A 16,596-nucleotide genomic window follows, 5' to 3' on the forward strand; every position below is an offset into this window, starting at 1 on the left:
ATGCATGCCGAGCGGAGTGAGGTGACGATGGCGACACGCAAGGAGATCGCCGCATTGGCGGGGGTGTCGCAGGCCACGGTGTCCCGTGTGCTCAACGGGGACGCCTCGTTCAAGATCAAGCCGGAGACCCGGCGTCGCATCATGCGGGCGGCTGCCCAGCTGGGATTCGCCAATGTGCCGATGCGCACCATCGCCGTGCTTGACGTGCATCCGCAGGTGGAGGGACTCGAAGACGAGTATTTCCAAGCGCTGCGTCAGGAAGTGGAACAGGTGGCGCACGAGCAGGGGATGACGCTCACCTACTTCGAGGACGCGGCGGAGCTCATCGCCGGCGCCGATGATTATGACGGCTTCCTCGCGATCGGTCCGGGGCTGATCGAACGCGAGGATCTGGAGCGGCTGCATGAATCGCTGCCGTACGGGGTGTTCATGGACACGAATCCGGCTCCGGCCTGGTTCGATTCGGTCCAGCCTGATCTGAGCCAATGCATGCTGGACGCGTTGGACGCCTTCATCGATGCGGGGCGCAGACGCATCGGGTTCATCGGCGGCCGCGGGTTGATCATGGGGCTGCACAACCATAAGGAGGACATCCGCTCGATGGCGTTCGTCGATTGGAGCGAGCGACTGGGGCTCGACAATCGCGATCTCGTCTACGCCCATGGGCCCGTCACCGTGGACAACGGACGGGCATCGGCCGAACGTATGCTGGAGGAACATCCCGAAGGCGACCGGCCGGACGCCATCATCGTGGCGACCGACCCGATGGCCGTCGGCGTGCTGCAGGCCTTCGCGAGCGCAGGGGTGAAGGTGCCGGATGACATCGCCGTCATCAGCGTGAACAATCTGCCGATCGCGCAGTATACGGCGCCGCCGCTGAGCACTTTCGATATCGATCAGCATGAGCTCGTGTATGCGGCGTTGGAGACGCTCAAAGACGCGATTGCGCGCAATCGCTCCTGTCGTCATCATCTGCTGATTTCGGCCACGCTCGTGCCGCGGGGGAGTTTCATCCCCGCGGCACGATGACCGCTACGACGGCGGTCGCCGCGAGATTCATCAGTCGGCGAGATCGTTGCCGGCCACGAAGACGTTGAGGTCGGTGCGCATCAGTTCGCGGGTGTCGGCGGCGAAAAAGCCCTTGTCGGCCGGGAAACGGTCGGCCTTGACGCGGTCAGCGTTCACCCATTCGACGAGCACCTGCTCGATGACCTCCGGCAGTCCGATGCGCGACGCGGCGACGATCAGCTCGTCGCGGTTGTCGTCGGTGTCCTTCATTTCGCTTAGGCCACGCAGCGCGTCGAGATTGTCCTGAAAGTCGGCGATCGTCTTGTTCTCGAACAGCACCTGATACCACTGGTACAGCGCTTCGCCGGTGCGGGTCATGTCTGCGGTCGTTTCCGCCATGATGATGCTTCCTTTCCTGATGCATTCCATGTGTTCACCGACATCCTAAGTGTCCCCGCCATCCCCGTTGTCTCTCTTCGCCCCCGGTGTAACGGAGATGATGCACATCCGACGGACTCCGCACTGCATGCCATCTGCGTGTGTAAATGATACTTTCTATCATTTACGACGTCGTTTCGGTGGTGCAGTCGCATTCATTCCAAAAGGCAATCGCCATGCGGGCCGATTCTCGCTCGTGCTCAATCTGCGCTCTGCGCTTGTGATCCGGATGAGGCCTTCACTGGAACGAGTCATCGCGCACAATAGGGGAGGGCCGTGGGCTCGGATTATTACCGAGGCCACGGCCCTCCCCTATTGCGGAAGTTGGATTCCTGGTATCAGCCGGTGTTCTGGAGGCCGGCGGCGACACCCGAAACGGTGCACAGGATCAGGTAGATGAACCCTGCCTGCTGGCTCTTCGAGAGCTCTTCCTTGTCCACCTTCTTACGCAGCGAACGCAGCGCGAGCACCTGGGTGACCGACAGCGCGTCCACATACGGCGAGCGGATGCGGATCGCCTGGCCGAGCACATGGCGATGCTGCAGCGGCCATTCATCGCCGACGATGCGCAGCACCCAGCGGCGCGTAAGCTCCATCTCGTGCAGGACCTTGTCTCGCAGATCGTCGCGGTCGCCGAGTGCGAGATACATCTTCGCGATGCGTTCGTCGGTCTTTGCGAGCGACATCTCGATGTTGTCGATGAAGGTCGAGAACAGCGGCCACTCCTGATACGCCTTGCGCATCGTGTCGAGATCGCCGAAGGCTTCGCACGCCGAGCCCAGGCCGTACCATGCGGCGAGGTTGATGCGCGCCTGCGCCCACGAGAAGATCCACGGGATCGTACGCAGATCGTCGAGCGACTTCGCACCCAGGCCACGCTTCGCCGGACGCGAGCCGATCGGCAGCAGGCCGACCTCGGTGAGCGGCGTGACCGTGGAGAACCACGGCGCGAAGTCCGGCGTGTTGAGCAGATCAAGGTAGGTTTCATGTGAAACCTTGTTGAGCTCGTCGGCCATCGGGGCGAACTTCTCGGTCATCTCCGTGTTCGTCTTCTCGACGCTCGGAGCGGACTGCAGCAGTGTCGCGGCGGCCACGGATTCAACGTGACGGATCGCGAGCACCGGATTGCCGTAGCGGGCGAAGATGACCTCACCCTGCTCGGTGAGCTTGAAGCGGCACTTGACCGAACCCTTCGGCTGCGCGAGCACGGCGCGGTTCGCAGGGCCGCCGCCGCGGCCGACGGCGCCGCCGCGGCCATGGAACAGCGTCAGGTCGATGTCGTTCGCCTCGGCCCACGTGGCGATGCGCTCCTGCGCTGCGTGCAGCGCGAGCGTCGCGGTGGTCGGACCGGCGTCCTTCGACGAATCGGAATAGCCGAGCATGACCTCGAGCTTGCGGCCGGTCTGCTTGAGACGTGCCTGCACTTCGGGGATCTTGATCATTTCGTCGAGCACGCTCACCGAATTCTCGAGATCCTCAAGCTGCTCGAACAGCGGGATGACGTCGATGACCGGCGCATCCTCCGGGTTCGAGAAGGCGAGACGATTGAGCTCGTAGACATCACGCACGTTCTTCGCGCTCTTCGTGAACGAGATGATGTAGCGACGCGCGGCCTTGACGCCGTTGCGCTTCTGGATCGCGCCGAGTGCGCGGAAGGTGTCGAGCACCTCGACCGTCATCGGCTGCAGTTCACCGCGCTCGCCATGCAGGCCGTGTTCGCGGATGTCGTCGAGCGCGCGGGCATGCACGACCGAATGCTGACGGAACTCCATCTCGACCATATGGAAGCCGAAGGTCTCGGTCTGCCAGATGAGATCCTGCAGCGGGCCGTAGGCGGCGCGCTTGTCGCCGGCTTCGGCGAGCGAACGCTGCACGACGCGCAGATCGGCGAGGAAATCGTCGGCGCTGTGGTACATCAGGTCGGTGTCGCGCTTGATCGTATAGTGCAGACGATCGGCCATGACGAGCATGACGGCGCGGTGCAGCTCCTTCGTCGAGATGAGCGATGCCTTGCTCGTGAGCCGCTCGCTGATCTCCTTCTGCTGGTTCCACAGCGTATGCAGTTCGTCGCTCGGCGGCGTCGTCTCCGCTTCCATCGTCAGATTGCGGCCGACGTTGCGCGTCGCCTCCTCGAGGGCGGCGAGCACATGGTCGGAGAACTTGCGCGCCACCTGACGGCTCACCTTCGCGGTGACGTTCGGGTTGCCGTCACGGTCGGAGCCGATCCAGCTGCCCGGATGGAAGAACGCGGGGCACGCCGGTTCGACGGTGCCGGCCTTGTCGCCGAGGACCCAGTCGTCGAAACGACGGTAGACCATCGGGATCGTGTGGAACAGCGTGTTGTCGAAGATGTCCAGGATCGTGTCGGCTTCCTCGACCGGCGTCGGCTTCTTGAGTGCGATCGGCGAAGTGCGGAACAATGCGTCGATCTCGTTGTAGAGACGGCGGTAGCATTCCTTCTTGTCCGATCCGCCCAGCATGTGGTACGCGGCGAGCTGGTCGGCGACGCGGCGGATCTTGCCTTCCACGGCCTTGCGGCGCGCTTCGGTCGGATGCGCGGTGAAGACCGGATGGAACTCAAGACGGTTGAGCAGCTCCTTCGCCTTCGCGGGGCCCATCTCGGCGATCAGCTGGTGGTAGGCCTTCGTCATCTCGTTGACCGGATCGATCGCCAGGGAGTCGTCCACCTTCGCCTCACGCTCGTGCAGGACGGAGACGCGGTAGTTCTCCTCGCACAGATTCGCGAGATGGAAGTACGTGGTGAACGCGCGCGCAAGCAGCTGCGCGTCGTGCAGGTTCATCGCGTCGATCGTCTTGACGGCCATCTCCAGATCGTCGCGCTCGGGGTGAGTGTCGGTGAGCACGCCGGAGAAACGTTCCGCGCTCGCGTCGACGGCGTACTGGCGCACGGTGTCGAAGGTGTTGAGCAGCGATTCGTCATATTCGGAAAGCACGCCGCGCAGGATTTTGAGACACAGATCCATGTCCTCATGCAGCGTGGGGGGCAGCTCACGCTCTTCGGGGGTTTTCGTCCCCGTGCCGGACGTGACGATGGCCGCGTCCGCAGGCGTGATCTGTTCGTTATCAGTCACATTGACCTCCTTCTAAGAACATCAGGTTGCTCGGTCTTCCGGCCATCCGCGGCTCCTCCGCGGTTGTGTTGATCGGACGTTGCGAGCCCACAGCCTTGAGTTCTCTTCGGTTGCACGCCCATTGTAGGCGCGGGGAATCGACAGTTGCGTTACATGCCGTTGGTTTCGGTCATGATGTGAGATGTCATGCGCGATTCCGTATCAATGACGACGTGAGCCCATTCCAGCTGATTGATGGCGCATTGCTTCATGGTATTGGTGCTCTTGCGGAGCTGCATCCACGTATCGAGGACGGCCCATGGGGTGACGTTCTTGGTGGAGGGCTTGTCTGCGCAACCTTCCGGTGAGGGCCTCGTGCCGATGACATCAATGGCGCGCTGCAATGGTTTCGAATCGGCTACGTCGGTTGCGATCCCTGCAGCTTCTTCCCAATATATTTCGTATGAAGCATAGGTTGATTGTGCGTGCGAGAGAAGGATGTAGAATACGGCGAGCGCGGCGATGTAGATGGCGACGAATCTGTAGATGTACGTGCGGATTTGTCGCCATCTATGCTGTGATAGGTGGAGCCTGCGCATCAGTCGTACCTCCTATATTGCCATATCGGAGCCCGTGTCGGGTCATGTTGTCGTGACCGTTGTTATGTGCGTACTGTAGTGATTGCGTCAATTGGATTCTGGTTTATGTTGTGCTGCGAAAGCTGATTGGGGGAATGTTAGGATGATGCTTGCAACTATGGCGGTTATAGATAGATTTTTATTTTTCATAATATCTCCCTTCCCTTACTGAGTGTATATAGCGATGATGTCAAGATTTAATTTTATCTCATTATTTGAGGCAAATACTTCAATTTTCAAACGTGTCACTCTTCTTCGCAGGAGCGTCTAATGTTTTGGGTGATGATTCGAAAAAATGACTGATTGCGTTGCTTTGCAGATATGGTCAGCCAAGAGGCTGCATCGGTGAAATGACTTGCATGTTCTACATTGGAGGTATGCAGGAAGAAGTAAAGAGCGGCGCCACGGCCGCCGGGAGATACCATTCCCATTCGATCCCGCTCGACATGGAGGACATCGAGCGCGATTGGGACAAGCCGATCCAGGAGGCCGGCATCGCCGCGAAGGCGAGCGTCATCGTGCGCGTCGGCATGCTCGACCTTGGCGCCGGCACCGGTAGTTTCCGTGTGCGCGAGATGATGCACCGCATCGCGTATCCGCTCGGTGTGCATGTGCGCGCCGACGTCAACCTCACCGACATCGAGGCGGCGTGCACCGACGGCTCCGGGCGCATCACCGAAGTCGTCAACCTGCCGACGACCGGCATCAACACCGAGCGCATCTGGCTGCTCGAGCATTTCGCCGACTGGTTCAGCGTCAATCTCGGCACCGGCTCGATGTACCACCGCGAGACGAAGGTCTCCGCGGGTCTCATGCAGCATCTCGACATGCGGGACGCCTCGCAGGTTTCCGCGGACATGGCGAAACAGTTGCGCGAGGAACGGCATCAGGCACGCGTCGCCGAACGCGCGGCCGCCTCCGACGAGGCTGTTGAGGACGACGAGGCCGCGCTCGCCGGCAGCGCCGTCGACGCGGCGGCGACGATTGCGGATGCGTCGACTGACGTTGCCACGCAATCGACGGACAATGCGCAGTCGACGAACGCTGTGCTGTCGACGGATGATATGCAATCGGCGGATGACACGCAGCCGGAGATCAACGAGACCGTCATCGACGCGCTCGTCGCGGCCGACGGCCACGGCGACGACGCGCGAGGCAGCGCCGAACAGCTGGCGATGCCGCGCAAGCCGCGCACACGGCTGCGCGCGGTCGCCGGCGAGCGCACACGCGCATGGCGTGAGCGTTCGCAGCGCCCGCCGAAGAACGGGTACGCCGAGCATTTCGACCATGTCGGCGAACGTGCCGTCGCACGCAAGAAGCATGAGATCACGGTGCGCGACGTGCATAAGCGGCTCGATATGATCGAGCGTCGCAAGCCGCTGTATTCGCCGGCGCTGTCGGGACTCGCGTCGGCGTGTGCGTGCGCGTCCTTCGTGTTCCTGCTCGGCGGCGCGCCGTACGACATGATCGGCGCGTTCGTCGGCGCCGGCCTCGGCCAGTGGCTGCGACGGCGGCTGTTCGCGCATCATCTCAATCAGTTCTTCGTGACCTTCGTCTGCGTGGCCGTGGCGGCCTTCGCGTGCGTCGGCACGCTGCGTCTGATCGGTCTGTTCAATCCGGTGGCGTTGCAGCATGACACGGCGTACATCGGCGCGATGCTGTTCGTCATCCCCGGATTCCCGCTGATCACCGGCGGTCTCGACATGGCGAAGATCGATTTCCCGTCGGGCGTGCAGCGCGTGATGTATGTCGTGTGCATCATCCTGATGGCGACGCTCGCCGGATGGATGGTCGCTTCGCTCGTCCATCTCAACCCACAGGGCTTCGAATCGCCCGATCTCGCGCCGTGGGTGAACTGCTGCCTGCGCGCATTGTTCGCGTTCATCGGCGTGTGGGGATTCTCGATGATGTTCAATTCACCGCAGCGCATGTGTCTGGTGGCGGCGACGATCGGCGCGATCACCGACACGCTGCGTCTGGAATTCGTCGATTACGGGCTGCCGCCGGAGGCCGGCGCGTTCCTCGGTGCGATGCTCGCCGGTCTGCTCGCATCGGCGTGGCGTTCGGCGGTGCGCCACCGGCTGCTGCCGCCGCATCTGGGCTATCCGCGCATCTGCCTGACGGTGCCGTCGATCGTCATCATGGTGCCGGGACTGTATATGTATCAGGCGATGTTCCATCTGGGACAGTTCGAGACGCTGCTCGCGCTCGACTGGGCGTTCCGCGCGTTCATGGTCATCATCTGCCTGCCGATCGGTCTGGCGATGGCGCGCGTCATCACCGACAAATCCTGGAGGTACGACATGTGACGGCGAACGGCCGCACATATGGCATACGACGGCGGGGCGGCACTTGGGATTCCCAAGTGCCGCCCCGCCGTCGTCGTATGTTGACGTGCGTGCGATGCACGCGCGCATGACAGGAGGTCGCCGCGTCAGCGGTCGTAGCGCATGCCCATCGCCTCGCGGACCTCGTCGAGTGTCTCGTTGGCGATCGCGTTCGCACGGCGGTTGCCCTCATGCAGGATGTCGCGGATCGTGTCCATGTCCTGCGCGAGTTCGGCGCGGCGCTCGCGGTGCGGCGCGAGGAACTCGTTGACCGATTCGGTCACGTACTGCTTGAGCGCGCCGGCGCCGGCGTTGCCGATCTCCTCGGCGATCTCCTGCGGGTCGCGGCCGGTGACGAGGCCGGCGGTCGTCAGCAGCGCCGAGACCTGCGGGCGGTGCTCCGGGTCGAAGGTGATCATGCGTTCGGAATCGGTCGGGCTCTTCTTGATGAGCTTCGCCGTCTCCTCGGCGGTCGCGCCGAGCATGATCGAGTTGCCGTAGGACTTGCTCATCTTGCGGCCGTCGAGGCCGGGGATCTCCGGGGCGTCGGACAGGATCGCGGCCGGCTCCGGGAAGATCGGGTGCTTCTTCGCGTAGCGTTCGTTGAAGCGGCGGGCGATTGTGCGCGTGATCTCGACGTGCGGCAGGTTGTCCTTGCCGATCGGCACGACGTTCGCCTTGCAGAACAGGATGTCGCAGGCCTGATGCACCGGGTAGGTGAGCAGCAGGCCGGTGAGCGCATGGCCGGAGGATTCCATCTCCGACTTCACGGTCGGGTTGCGGTGCAGCTCGGCCTCGGTGACGAGGGACAGGAACGGCAGCATCAGCTGGTTCTCGGCCGGGATCGCCGAATGCGTGAAGATCATCGTCTTCTCCGGGTCGATGCCGGCGGCCATGTAGTCGAGGACGAGGTTGAGCACGTTGTCGTCGATGTGCTCGGTCGTGTCACGGTCGGTGATCACCTGATAGTCGGCGATGATGATGTTCGTGTTGACGCCGCGGTTCTGCATCGCAACGCGTTCCTTGATCGAGCCGAAGAAGTGGCCGAGGTGCAGGCGTCCGGTCGGACGGTCGCCGGTGAGCATCGTGAACTTGTCCGGATGCTCCTCGAGCTTCTTGAGCGTTTCCTCGGAACGCTTTCTCGCAGCGAGGAAACTCGCGCTCATCTCATTGCCGGCCGCAGTCAGGCGCGCCTCTTGTTCTTCAGCCATACGTAGTAATCCTTGTGCCGTTCGAATCGTTGGTTTTCGGTGGTTTTCATCGTAGAAATCTGAGCAGACAACAAAAGAGGGGCGGAGAAGTGGTACTCTCTTATGTGATGAATTGATAGCAAACAGTTAATCCAGGGGGTCAGATGGGCCGCGGACGTCAAAAAGCCAAGCAGCAGAAGATAGCTAGGAAGCTCAAGTACCTGACCACTGACACGGATTATGACGAGCTTGCGAAGGAGCTGGGGGCGCGGGAACCAGGTTCCGGTTCATTCGATCCGTTTGCCGATGTGGAGGCGAAGTACGCCCAAGACGCGGATGTTGACGAGTTCGAGGATGAGGAGACCGTCGTGTCCGCTGCATCCGAGGACGACCTTGATGACTATGCGCAATGGGCGGCCGAGGCCGCCGCGAAGGCCACAAGCGGAGAGATGCCGGTGACGCCAGTGTCCAAGCCGCACAAGCCTATTCCGATGCCAGTGCCGGGTGCCTTCAAGCACGCCGATCATGCGAAGCATGCGGACTCCGCGCAGCAGCAGTAGGAGTCCAGTGCCGGTCCGTTGAACGGACGAATCGAGACATATCGCAGGATGTGCGGGTGTGCGTGGACCCTGGAGGTTCACGCACACCCGCACATCTGTATTCGGCGGTGGGGGTAGGGGCGTGCGTTCCGCCGCGATGGCCGGATGTGCGGATTAGCCGAGCGGGAGGATCGCCGACAGGTCGTCGCGTTCGCCGACCGCGCTGATATGGCCGGCCTCGCGTTCCTCGTCCCAGCTGGTGATGCCGCTGGCGACGCGCAGCCAGACGGCCGGTTCGAGTTCGATGACGTCCGGCGGCGTCAGATTATGCGGATCCGAGGCGGGGCCATCGAGGATCTTCACGGCGCCCCACGGCGCGACGCGCACCTCGACGCCCGGGCCCGGCGCCTTCAGCTCGAGCATATGCAGCGAATAGCGGACGGCGAGCGCCATCGTCGGGCGTGGCAGCGCGGGGGCGATGTCGGTCGCCGCTTCGGTGCCGACGAGCGCATGCGCGGCGTCGCACCAGGCGTCGTAGGCGTCCATGCCGGCGGGGATGTCCTTCTTATGGATAGCAGCCATGCTTCGTATTGTGCGCGCACGTTGCGATAAGTCAGTATATATAGGTATCGCCGATCGCTGCGGGTGCAGGTCGCGGCGGCGTTACTGAAATCGGACTGAACGACACGCGGGGCGTGCGCGCGGGCGGCGGACGCGCAGGCGGCTATGACGGCTGCTGGCCCCATCTGAAGCGCTTGCGCAATGTGGAGATTGCGGTACAAAAAGCGTGTGATTGCAGTCGTAACCTTTGGTGAAGTCGACGTTATGCTATGATTTGCTGTTTGAGAACGTATGCAAAAACGGACAGAAGAGCTTGTATCGCGGATTTCCGGCAGGACAGGTGATTTTGCCCGTGGGCGTTCATAGTGAAGATAACGTTCAGAGGAGTCATAGATATGACCGAACTTACGGCACCGAAGTCCTCGGTTACCGCAGCTCAGTTCGCGGATGAGATCCGCAACGAGCTCAAGTACACGCAGGGCGTTACGCCCGAACAGGCGAAGCCGGCCGACATCTACGTCGCCACGGCCACCGCCGTGCGCAAGCACCTTATGGATTCTTGGATGAAGACCCAGCAGGACATGATCAACGGCAACACCAAGGCCGTCGGCTACCTGTCCGCTGAGTTCCTGATGGGCAAGCAGCTGCGCAACGCGCTGCTCAACTCGGGCCTCACCGACCAGTTCTATGCTGCGGTCAAGGAGCTGGGCTTCGACGCGCAGGAAGTCATCGACGCCGAATACGAGCCGGGCCTCGGCAACGGCGGCCTCGGCCGTCTCGCCGCCTGCTTCATCGATTCTCTCGCGTCGCTGGGTGTGCCGGCCTTCGGCTATGGCATCCAGTACCGCTATGGTATCTTCCGTCAGGAATTCGACGAGGAAGGCCGTCAGGTCGAGCGTCCTGACTACTGGCTGACCAACGAGGATCCGTGGGGCCACATCGACTACGCGCGCGACCAGCGCGTCAACTTCGGCGGCGAAGTCGTCGAAGAGGCCGGCAAGCGCGTGTGGAAGCCGGCTTGGGCGGTCCGCGCGATTCCTGTCGACTACATGGTTCCGGGCTACGAGTCCGGCCGCGTCAACACGCTGCGCCTGTGGCAGGCACGCTCCTACGACGAGTTCGACCTGCTCACCTTCAACAAGTCCGAGTACCTTGACGCGGTCAAGCCGCAGGTCAAGGCCGAGGACATCTCCAAGATCCTGTACCCGGAGGATTCGACCGAGGTCGGCAAGGAACTGCGCCTCGAGCAGCAGTACTTCTTCGCCTCCGCTTCGCTGCACGACGCGATCCGTGTCTTCTACGGCGACGCCGAGAAGCCGGATCTGACGACGTTCCCGGACAAGATCACGTTCCAGCTCAACGACACCCACCCGGTCATCGGCATTCCGGAGCTCATGCGCATCCTCATCGATGAGTACGGCTACGACTGGGATACCGCGTGGGACATCACGACGAAGACCTTCAACTACACGTGCCACACGCTGCTTCCGGAAGCGCTCGAAGTGTGGCCGGCGTCGCTCATCGGCAAGCTGCTGCCGCGTCATCTCGAGATCATCGAGAAGATCAACGACCAGTTCATGCACGAGCTCGAAGGCCTCACCGACGACGAGGCGAAGATCGAGCGCATGCGCATCCTCACCGCGGGCGAGAACCCGTCGGTGCGCATGGCGTACCTCGCCTCCTACGCCGGCTCGCACGTCAACGGCGTCGCCGAGCTGCATTCGCAGCTGCTCAAGGACGTGACGCTGCGCGACTTCTCGGACATCTATCCGGCGAAGTTCACGAACGTCACGAACGGCGTCACCCCTCGCCGCTTCATGAAGCTCGCGAACCCGGGCCTGTCCGCGCTCATCACCGAAGGCCTCGGCACCGACAAGTGGCTCGAGGACCTCGAACTGCTCAAGAACCTTGAGCCGCTCGCCCAGGACGACGAGTTCGTCAAGAAGTTCGCGAAGGTCAAGTACGACAACAAGGTTCGCTTCGCCGACTTCGCGAAGTCCGAGTACGGCTTCAAGCTCGATCCGACGACGATGTTCGACACGATGATCAAGCGTCTGCACGAGTACAAGCGCCAGGCCCTCAAGATCCTCGAGGTCATCGCCACCTATGCGGACATCAAGTCCGGCAAGGTCAAGGTCGAGGACGTCACGCCGCGCACCGTCATCTTCGGTGCGAAGGCCGCCCCGGGCTACTACCTCGCCAAGATGACGATCCAGCTCATCAACAACGTCGCCAAGGTCATCGACAACGATCCGGACGTCATGGGCAAGCTCAAGGTCGTGTTCCCGTGGAACTACAACATCCGCGTCGCGCAGATGCTGATCCCGGCGACCGAGCTCGACGAGCAGATCTCGCAGGCCGGCAAGGAAGCGTCCGGCACGTCGAACATGAAGTTCGCCCTCAACGGTGCGCTCACCGTCGGCACGCTCGACGGCGCGAACGTCGAGATCCGCGAGCGCGTCGGCGCCGACAACTTCTTCCTCTTCGGCATGACCGTCGACGAGGTGGACAAGATGTACGAGAGCAACTACGATCCGGCGAAGTTCTACGAAGCGGATCCGCGCCTCAAGACCGCGATCGACATGGTCGCGGACGGCACCTTCTCCAACGGCGACAAGGAGACCTATGCTCCGCTCGTCTCCGATTGGCTGACCAAGGATTGGTTCATGACGCTCGCCGACTTCACGGCGTACCACGACATCCAGTCCCAGATCGAGACGCTCTACGCTGATCAGCTCGAGTGGAACCGCAAGGCGATCCTCAACGTCGCCAACTCCGGTTACTTCAGCTCCGATCGTTCGATCGAGGACTACCTCGACCGCGTCTGGATGACCGGCCCGCTGCCGACCGAGAAGTGAGGCATGCAGCCGCGAGGCTGATTGCAGCATAGAAGACGAACGGCGGACGGCACCTTCGGGTGTCGCCCGCCGTTCGTCTTTGTGTATGCGTCCATCCATATCGCCATGTCGATGCATATAATCGTCCGTCCGTATGCGCCATGCCGTCGCCGCGACGACAGTGTCGGCGGCACGGCGGCACGGCGGCACGGCGGCGCCGGCGACGATGTTCGGATGTCGATATCGCTGCCGCAGTCGTCATCGATACGAAAAACCGCGGTGTGCACGTTCCAACAATCGTGCACACCGCGGTTCGCTGATGTCAGCAACGCGTAGTTCGCGTACGACGCCGCCGCACAACGCAGTGCGGCGGTCGCGATCAGGCTGCGTCGGCGGCCGGAGCGACCTTGTCGACGTCGTCCTCAGTCTTGTCCTTCGCGAGCGTGAGGTCGACAGGCGATGAGCTGTTCTCCCACGGCTCCTCCCACGGATCGTAGTCCGGGTTCTGCTGCTTGTAGATGTAGACTCCGACGACCGCCGCGAGCAGCGCACCGAAGAGCAGCGCGAAGAATTTCCAACCGCTAGAGGACTTATGTTCCTTCATGACGGCTCCTTTCCGATTACCTGGTCGACTGGTTTCCCCAGACAACTCTGTTCACCATCATAGGACCTTCGCCGCGTTCGCGCGACTTCGGTTGTGCTCATGGCAAGTCCCTGCGCCTCAACGCGAAGGCGGCATGCATGGCCGGTTCCATGACGGTCGCGCAACGGTCGCATGGCGACCGCGCGACGCGCGTCGTAACGCGCACAGCGGTGCGCGTCGCGGCACGTCACCCTGCGCTACAGTGTGACCTATGCCCAACAATCGTTTTTCGTTGTTCCCCGATTCCCCGTCGATGCGGCAGGTGTTCTCGCTGCGGTCGCTGCGTTACCGCTGGCGCAACGGCGAACCGGTCGTCACGTCGGCGATCATCGTCGTCTGCGTCGCGCTGTGGATCGTCGAGTTCGTCCTCAATCTGGTGAGCCGCCCGGCTTTGGCGGATCTGCTGCAGTACGGCGCGATGCAGCCCTACCGGGCGGCGCGTGAGCCGTGGATGTTCGTCACGTCGATGTTCCTGCATTCGCCGACGTCGATCTTCCATATCCTGTTCAACATGCTGACGCTGTGGTGCGTCGGGCCGTTCCTCGAGCGGCTCATGGGACACTGGCCGTATCTGATGCTGTATATGATCGCCGGCATCGGCGGCGGCGTCGGCATGGAGCTGTGGGCGGCCTTCGGCCGTGACCCCTCCGGTTGGATCACTTATTCCTATGGTGCGTCCGGCGCCCTGTTCGGCCTGTTCGCCGCGTGCCTCGTCGTCTACCGGAAGGCCGGCGCCGATATGCGGTCGATGCTCGTGTGGATGGCGATCAACTTCGCGATGCCGCTCGTCGTGCCGAACATCGCATGGCAGGCGCATGTCGGCGGCTTCATCTTCGGCGGCCTGCTCACGTTGCTCGTCGTCGACGGTCCGCGTGCATTGCGCGGCAAGTCGACGTTGGCGCGCACGTCGATCTACGGCGGCGCGTTGCTGCTGCTCGAAGTGATTATCGTCGTCATCTGCAACCAGAACAACATCTACGCGATGATGCTGTGAGCGTCGTGTGGCGGCTGATTTCGCATGCCTCTAGTGTCGCTGCGCAACTTACAGCGGTGTAGTTTTCCACAAGATGTGGAAAACACTGTGGATAATTCGGGGATAGCATGAGGAAACAGACCGAAGTTATCCACATAGATATCCACAAATGTTGATATCTATGGTTTCCCCACCGGTGGGGGATGTGGATAACAGTTATCCACATCCCCTCTGAACCGTTGAAATCAAGCCATAAATAGGGATTAGGCAAGGGGATGCCCCCTATATGTAGTGCGTCGAAAGTTATCCACATTTCACGTTATGTCAGAAATTGAAAGCACAGTGGACATCCCCTGCCACTGTTCCTCCTCAAGGACTCCCACCCCCGTAGGGCCGGTACCGCAAGTCGGATACATCGGCCGTCCGATAGGTCAATCGTGTTGTTGCTCTAAGGCAATGGTCAGCATCCGCGCGCAGACGTCGTCCATCCTCTGCGCGTGTTCCCGGAATGGGTGGTAGAGCCGGGGCTGACCTCGGAAAGACCTAGCGACCATTATCCGTTCGGCGATGAAGCACTGTCAACCGTTCTACCCATTTTGAGTAGATGGCGGCTCCTGATGCCTGTAATCTCGGCGTTTATCGATCTGCCTCCCGCAGTTCTGTGCATGACTGCATCGGCGTAGTTCCCCCCGCGTACAGCCCCTTCATACGGCGTTCCGTAGGTGTCGCACCAGAAGGCTGCCACCCAGCGACCCTCAGGCGGCATTCCGTAGGTGACCTTACGTATGCAATGCCGTCTGCAGCTCTTCAGACGGCAATATCCGTCTAGCCAGATGCCGGCCGTCACTGCCGGCAGCTGCGGTCGACGCGTCGCTACAATGCGCTGTATGGGCAACGACAACGCTATCCGCGACGACGACATCGCGCCGCGGATCAATGAGGCGACGCGTGCGTTCATCATGGCGCACCGGGATGAGGACATACGTGACGTCGCGCTCCACGCGAAACGCGACGGCGACGTGGACGTGCCGTTCGCGCTCGACCAGATCGCCGGCCGACGCATCGCACGCACGAAACTGCCGCGCTGGGCGGCGACCGACGGCATCATCTACCCGCCGCATGTGCCGATGGAACAATGCTCGTCGCAGCCGGCGGCCGAATACAAGGCTCGGCTCGCGGCCGAACTCATCGCCGGACAGCCGCATCCGACGCCGCTCGTCGACCTCACCGGCGGCTTCGGCGTCGACTTCTCCTTCATGGCGCGCGCCTTCGACGAGGCCGTCTACGTCGAACGGCAGCCGCAGCTGTGCGCGCTCGCGACGCATAATCTGCATGAGCTCGGCATCGACAACGCCCATGTCGTCTGCGGCGACGGCGTCGCGTTCCTGAAGACGATGCCGCCGGCGACGCTCATCTACGTCGACCCGGCACGGCGCGACGCGCACGGCGCACGCACCGTCGCGATCGCCGACTGCACGCCCGACGTACTCGCGCTGCGCGACGAACTGCTCGCCAAAGCGCCGTTCGTCGTCATCAAACTGTCGCCGATGCTCGACTGGCGGCAGACGATCGACGATTTCGGCGGCGCCGTGCGACGTCTCGACATCGTCGCCGTGCACAACGAATGCAAGGAGATTCTCGTCGTGCTCAGCCGGGAGCGTACCAAGCGGCCGCTGATCCGATGTGTGGACGACGACGCATCCGTCGAGTTCCTCGCCGGCGATGACGAGCGGCCGAGCGTGGCGCCGGTGTCGACGCTGCCCGATATGCGTTTCCTCTACGAACCGAACGCGGCGATCATGAAAGGCGGCGCCTTCGCGACGCTGCAGCGGCGTTGGCCGGCGGCGCAGATCGGCGTCAACAGCCACCTGTTCGTCGCCGGCCGATGGTTCGGCGATTTCCCCGGACGCGCTTTCGTGATCGACGATATCGGCACGATGAACAAGAAGGATGTGCGGCGACTGCTTGGCGGCGTGAAAAAGGCGAACGTCGCCGTACGCAATTTCCCGCTCACGGCCGCGCAGCTCGCGAAGAAGCTCAAACTGTCTGACGGCGGCGACGTCTATCTGTTCGCGACGACCGATGCCGGCGGCCGGCACATTCTCATCCGCGCGCGCAAAAACAGCTGAGCGGTGGCGGTTGCGGATGTGCAGATGGCAGTATGTGGGCGGTGCACCTACAGAATGCCATCCGGTGAGCTGCGGGTGGCATTGTATGGGTGAGATCACCTACGGAATGCCGTTTGAGGGTTGTTGGGTGGCAGTTTATTGGTGTGACACCTACGGAATGCCGTTTGAGGAGTCGCAGATGGCAGTCTTTTGGTGTGACACCTGCAGAATGCCATCCGGGGAGCTGCGGGTGGCATTCCGTA

General features: G+C 62.2%; 12 protein-coding genes. 6 read left to right on the plus strand and 6 right to left on the minus strand.

Going from position 1 to position 16,596, the window contains the following annotated elements:
• The first annotated feature begins 27 nt into the window (after positions 1-27).
• Entirely contained in the window at positions 28-1,029 is a 1,002-nt protein-coding gene (locus BCHO_RS01575) for a LacI family DNA-binding transcriptional regulator (protein WP_024540355.1), read from the plus strand.
• 30 nt (positions 1,030-1,059) lie between these two features.
• On the opposite strand, the gene BCHO_RS01580 is transcribed toward BCHO_RS01575, so the two are convergent.
• From BCHO_RS01580 to BCHO_RS01590, 3 genes are all read right to left on the minus strand, one after another.
• Entirely contained in the window at positions 1,060-1,407 is a 348-nt protein-coding gene (locus tag BCHO_RS01580) for a hypothetical protein (RefSeq protein WP_024540354.1), read from the minus strand.
• Positions 1,408-1,784: 377 nt separating this feature from the next.
• Positions 1,785-4,538: a phosphoenolpyruvate carboxylase gene (locus BCHO_RS01585; protein ID WP_024540353.1), complete on the minus strand. Its 2,754-nt coding sequence runs from the start codon at positions 4,536-4,538 to the stop codon at positions 1,785-1,787.
• 149 nt (positions 4,539-4,687) lie between these two features.
• Entirely contained in the window at positions 4,688-5,116 is a 429-nt protein-coding gene (locus tag BCHO_RS01590) for a hypothetical protein (RefSeq protein ID WP_024540352.1), read from the minus strand.
• A 416-nt stretch (positions 5,117-5,532) separates the two neighbouring features.
• Between BCHO_RS01590 and BCHO_RS01595 the strand changes: the two genes are divergently transcribed.
• The gene (locus BCHO_RS01595; protein ID WP_029675270.1) at positions 5,533-7,464 is read left to right on the plus strand and encodes a threonine/serine exporter family protein; all 1,932 of its coding nucleotides are present in this window, start codon (positions 5,533-5,535) and stop codon (positions 7,462-7,464) included.
• Positions 7,465-7,589: 125 nt separating this feature from the next.
• Here the strand turns inward: BCHO_RS01595 and trpS are convergent, their stop codons facing one another.
• A complete protein-coding gene (gene trpS / locus BCHO_RS01600) occupies positions 7,590-8,693 on the minus strand; it encodes a tryptophan--tRNA ligase (protein ID WP_024540350.1) in 1,104 nt (367 codons plus the stop codon).
• A 143-nt stretch (positions 8,694-8,836) separates the two neighbouring features.
• Here trpS and BCHO_RS01605 point away from each other — a divergent pair, with 143 nt between their 5' ends.
• Positions 8,837-9,232, plus strand: coding sequence for a DUF3073 domain-containing protein (locus BCHO_RS01605; protein ID WP_024540349.1), 396 nt, complete (start codon positions 8,837-8,839; stop codon positions 9,230-9,232).
• A gap of 153 nt (positions 9,233-9,385) precedes the next feature.
• On the opposite strand, the gene BCHO_RS01610 is transcribed toward BCHO_RS01605, so the two are convergent.
• The gene (locus tag BCHO_RS01610) at positions 9,386-9,793 is read right to left on the minus strand and encodes a sterol carrier family protein (protein WP_024540348.1); all 408 of its coding nucleotides are present in this window, start codon (positions 9,791-9,793) and stop codon (positions 9,386-9,388) included.
• 374 nt (positions 9,794-10,167) lie between these two features.
• Here BCHO_RS01610 and BCHO_RS01615 point away from each other — a divergent pair, with 374 nt between their 5' ends.
• Entirely contained in the window at positions 10,168-12,630 is a 2,463-nt protein-coding gene (locus BCHO_RS01615) for a glycogen/starch/alpha-glucan phosphorylase (RefSeq protein ID WP_024540347.1), read from the plus strand.
• 358 nt (positions 12,631-12,988) lie between these two features.
• On the opposite strand, the gene BCHO_RS01620 is transcribed toward BCHO_RS01615, so the two are convergent.
• Positions 12,989-13,213, minus strand: coding sequence for a hypothetical protein (locus BCHO_RS01620; protein WP_024540346.1), 225 nt, complete (start codon positions 13,211-13,213; stop codon positions 12,989-12,991).
• A gap of 250 nt (positions 13,214-13,463) precedes the next feature.
• Here BCHO_RS01620 and BCHO_RS01625 point away from each other — a divergent pair, with 250 nt between their 5' ends.
• The gene (locus tag BCHO_RS01625) at positions 13,464-14,246 is read left to right on the plus strand and encodes a rhomboid family intramembrane serine protease (protein WP_024540345.1); all 783 of its coding nucleotides are present in this window, start codon (positions 13,464-13,466) and stop codon (positions 14,244-14,246) included.
• 866 nt (positions 14,247-15,112) lie between these two features.
• Positions 15,113-16,354 (plus strand): THUMP-like domain-containing protein, encoded by a 1,242-nt coding sequence (locus BCHO_RS01630; protein ID WP_051354831.1) that lies wholly within the window; start codon positions 15,113-15,115, stop codon positions 16,352-16,354.
• Positions 16,355-16,596: the final 242 nt, after the last annotated feature.

The organism is Bifidobacterium choerinum, from assembly GCF_000741135.1.
In the GTDB taxonomy this organism is placed as follows: domain Bacteria; phylum Actinomycetota; class Actinomycetes; order Actinomycetales; family Bifidobacteriaceae; genus Bifidobacterium; species Bifidobacterium choerinum.

What these genes read in the sequence shown, in the direction of transcription:
- BCHO_RS01575 (WP_024540355.1), top strand. Translation starts at nt 28, where the DNA reads ATGGCGACACGCAAGGAGATCGCCGCATTGGCGGGGGTGTCGCAGGCC.
- BCHO_RS01580 (WP_024540354.1), bottom strand. Translation starts at nt 1,407, where the DNA reads ATGGCGGAAACGACCGCAGACATGACCCGCACCGGCGAAGCGCTGTAC.
- BCHO_RS01590 (WP_024540352.1), bottom strand. Translation starts at nt 5,116, where the DNA reads ATGCGCAGGCTCCACCTATCACAGCATAGATGGCGACAAATCCGCACG.
- BCHO_RS01595 (WP_029675270.1), top strand. Translation starts at nt 5,533, where the DNA reads ATGCAGGAAGAAGTAAAGAGCGGCGCCACGGCCGCCGGGAGATACCAT.
- trpS (WP_024540350.1), bottom strand. Translation starts at nt 8,693, where the DNA reads ATGGCTGAAGAACAAGAGGCGCGCCTGACTGCGGCCGGCAATGAGATG.
- BCHO_RS01605 (WP_024540349.1), top strand. Translation starts at nt 8,837, where the DNA reads ATGGGCCGCGGACGTCAAAAAGCCAAGCAGCAGAAGATAGCTAGGAAG.
- BCHO_RS01610 (WP_024540348.1), bottom strand. Translation starts at nt 9,793, where the DNA reads ATGGCTGCTATCCATAAGAAGGACATCCCCGCCGGCATGGACGCCTAC.
- BCHO_RS01615 (WP_024540347.1), top strand. Translation starts at nt 10,168, where the DNA reads ATGACCGAACTTACGGCACCGAAGTCCTCGGTTACCGCAGCTCAGTTC.
- BCHO_RS01620 (WP_024540346.1), bottom strand. Translation starts at nt 13,213, where the DNA reads ATGAAGGAACATAAGTCCTCTAGCGGTTGGAAATTCTTCGCGCTGCTC.
- BCHO_RS01625 (WP_024540345.1), top strand. Translation starts at nt 13,464, where the DNA reads ATGCCCAACAATCGTTTTTCGTTGTTCCCCGATTCCCCGTCGATGCGG.
- BCHO_RS01630 (WP_051354831.1), top strand. Translation starts at nt 15,113, where the DNA reads ATGGGCAACGACAACGCTATCCGCGACGACGACATCGCGCCGCGGATC.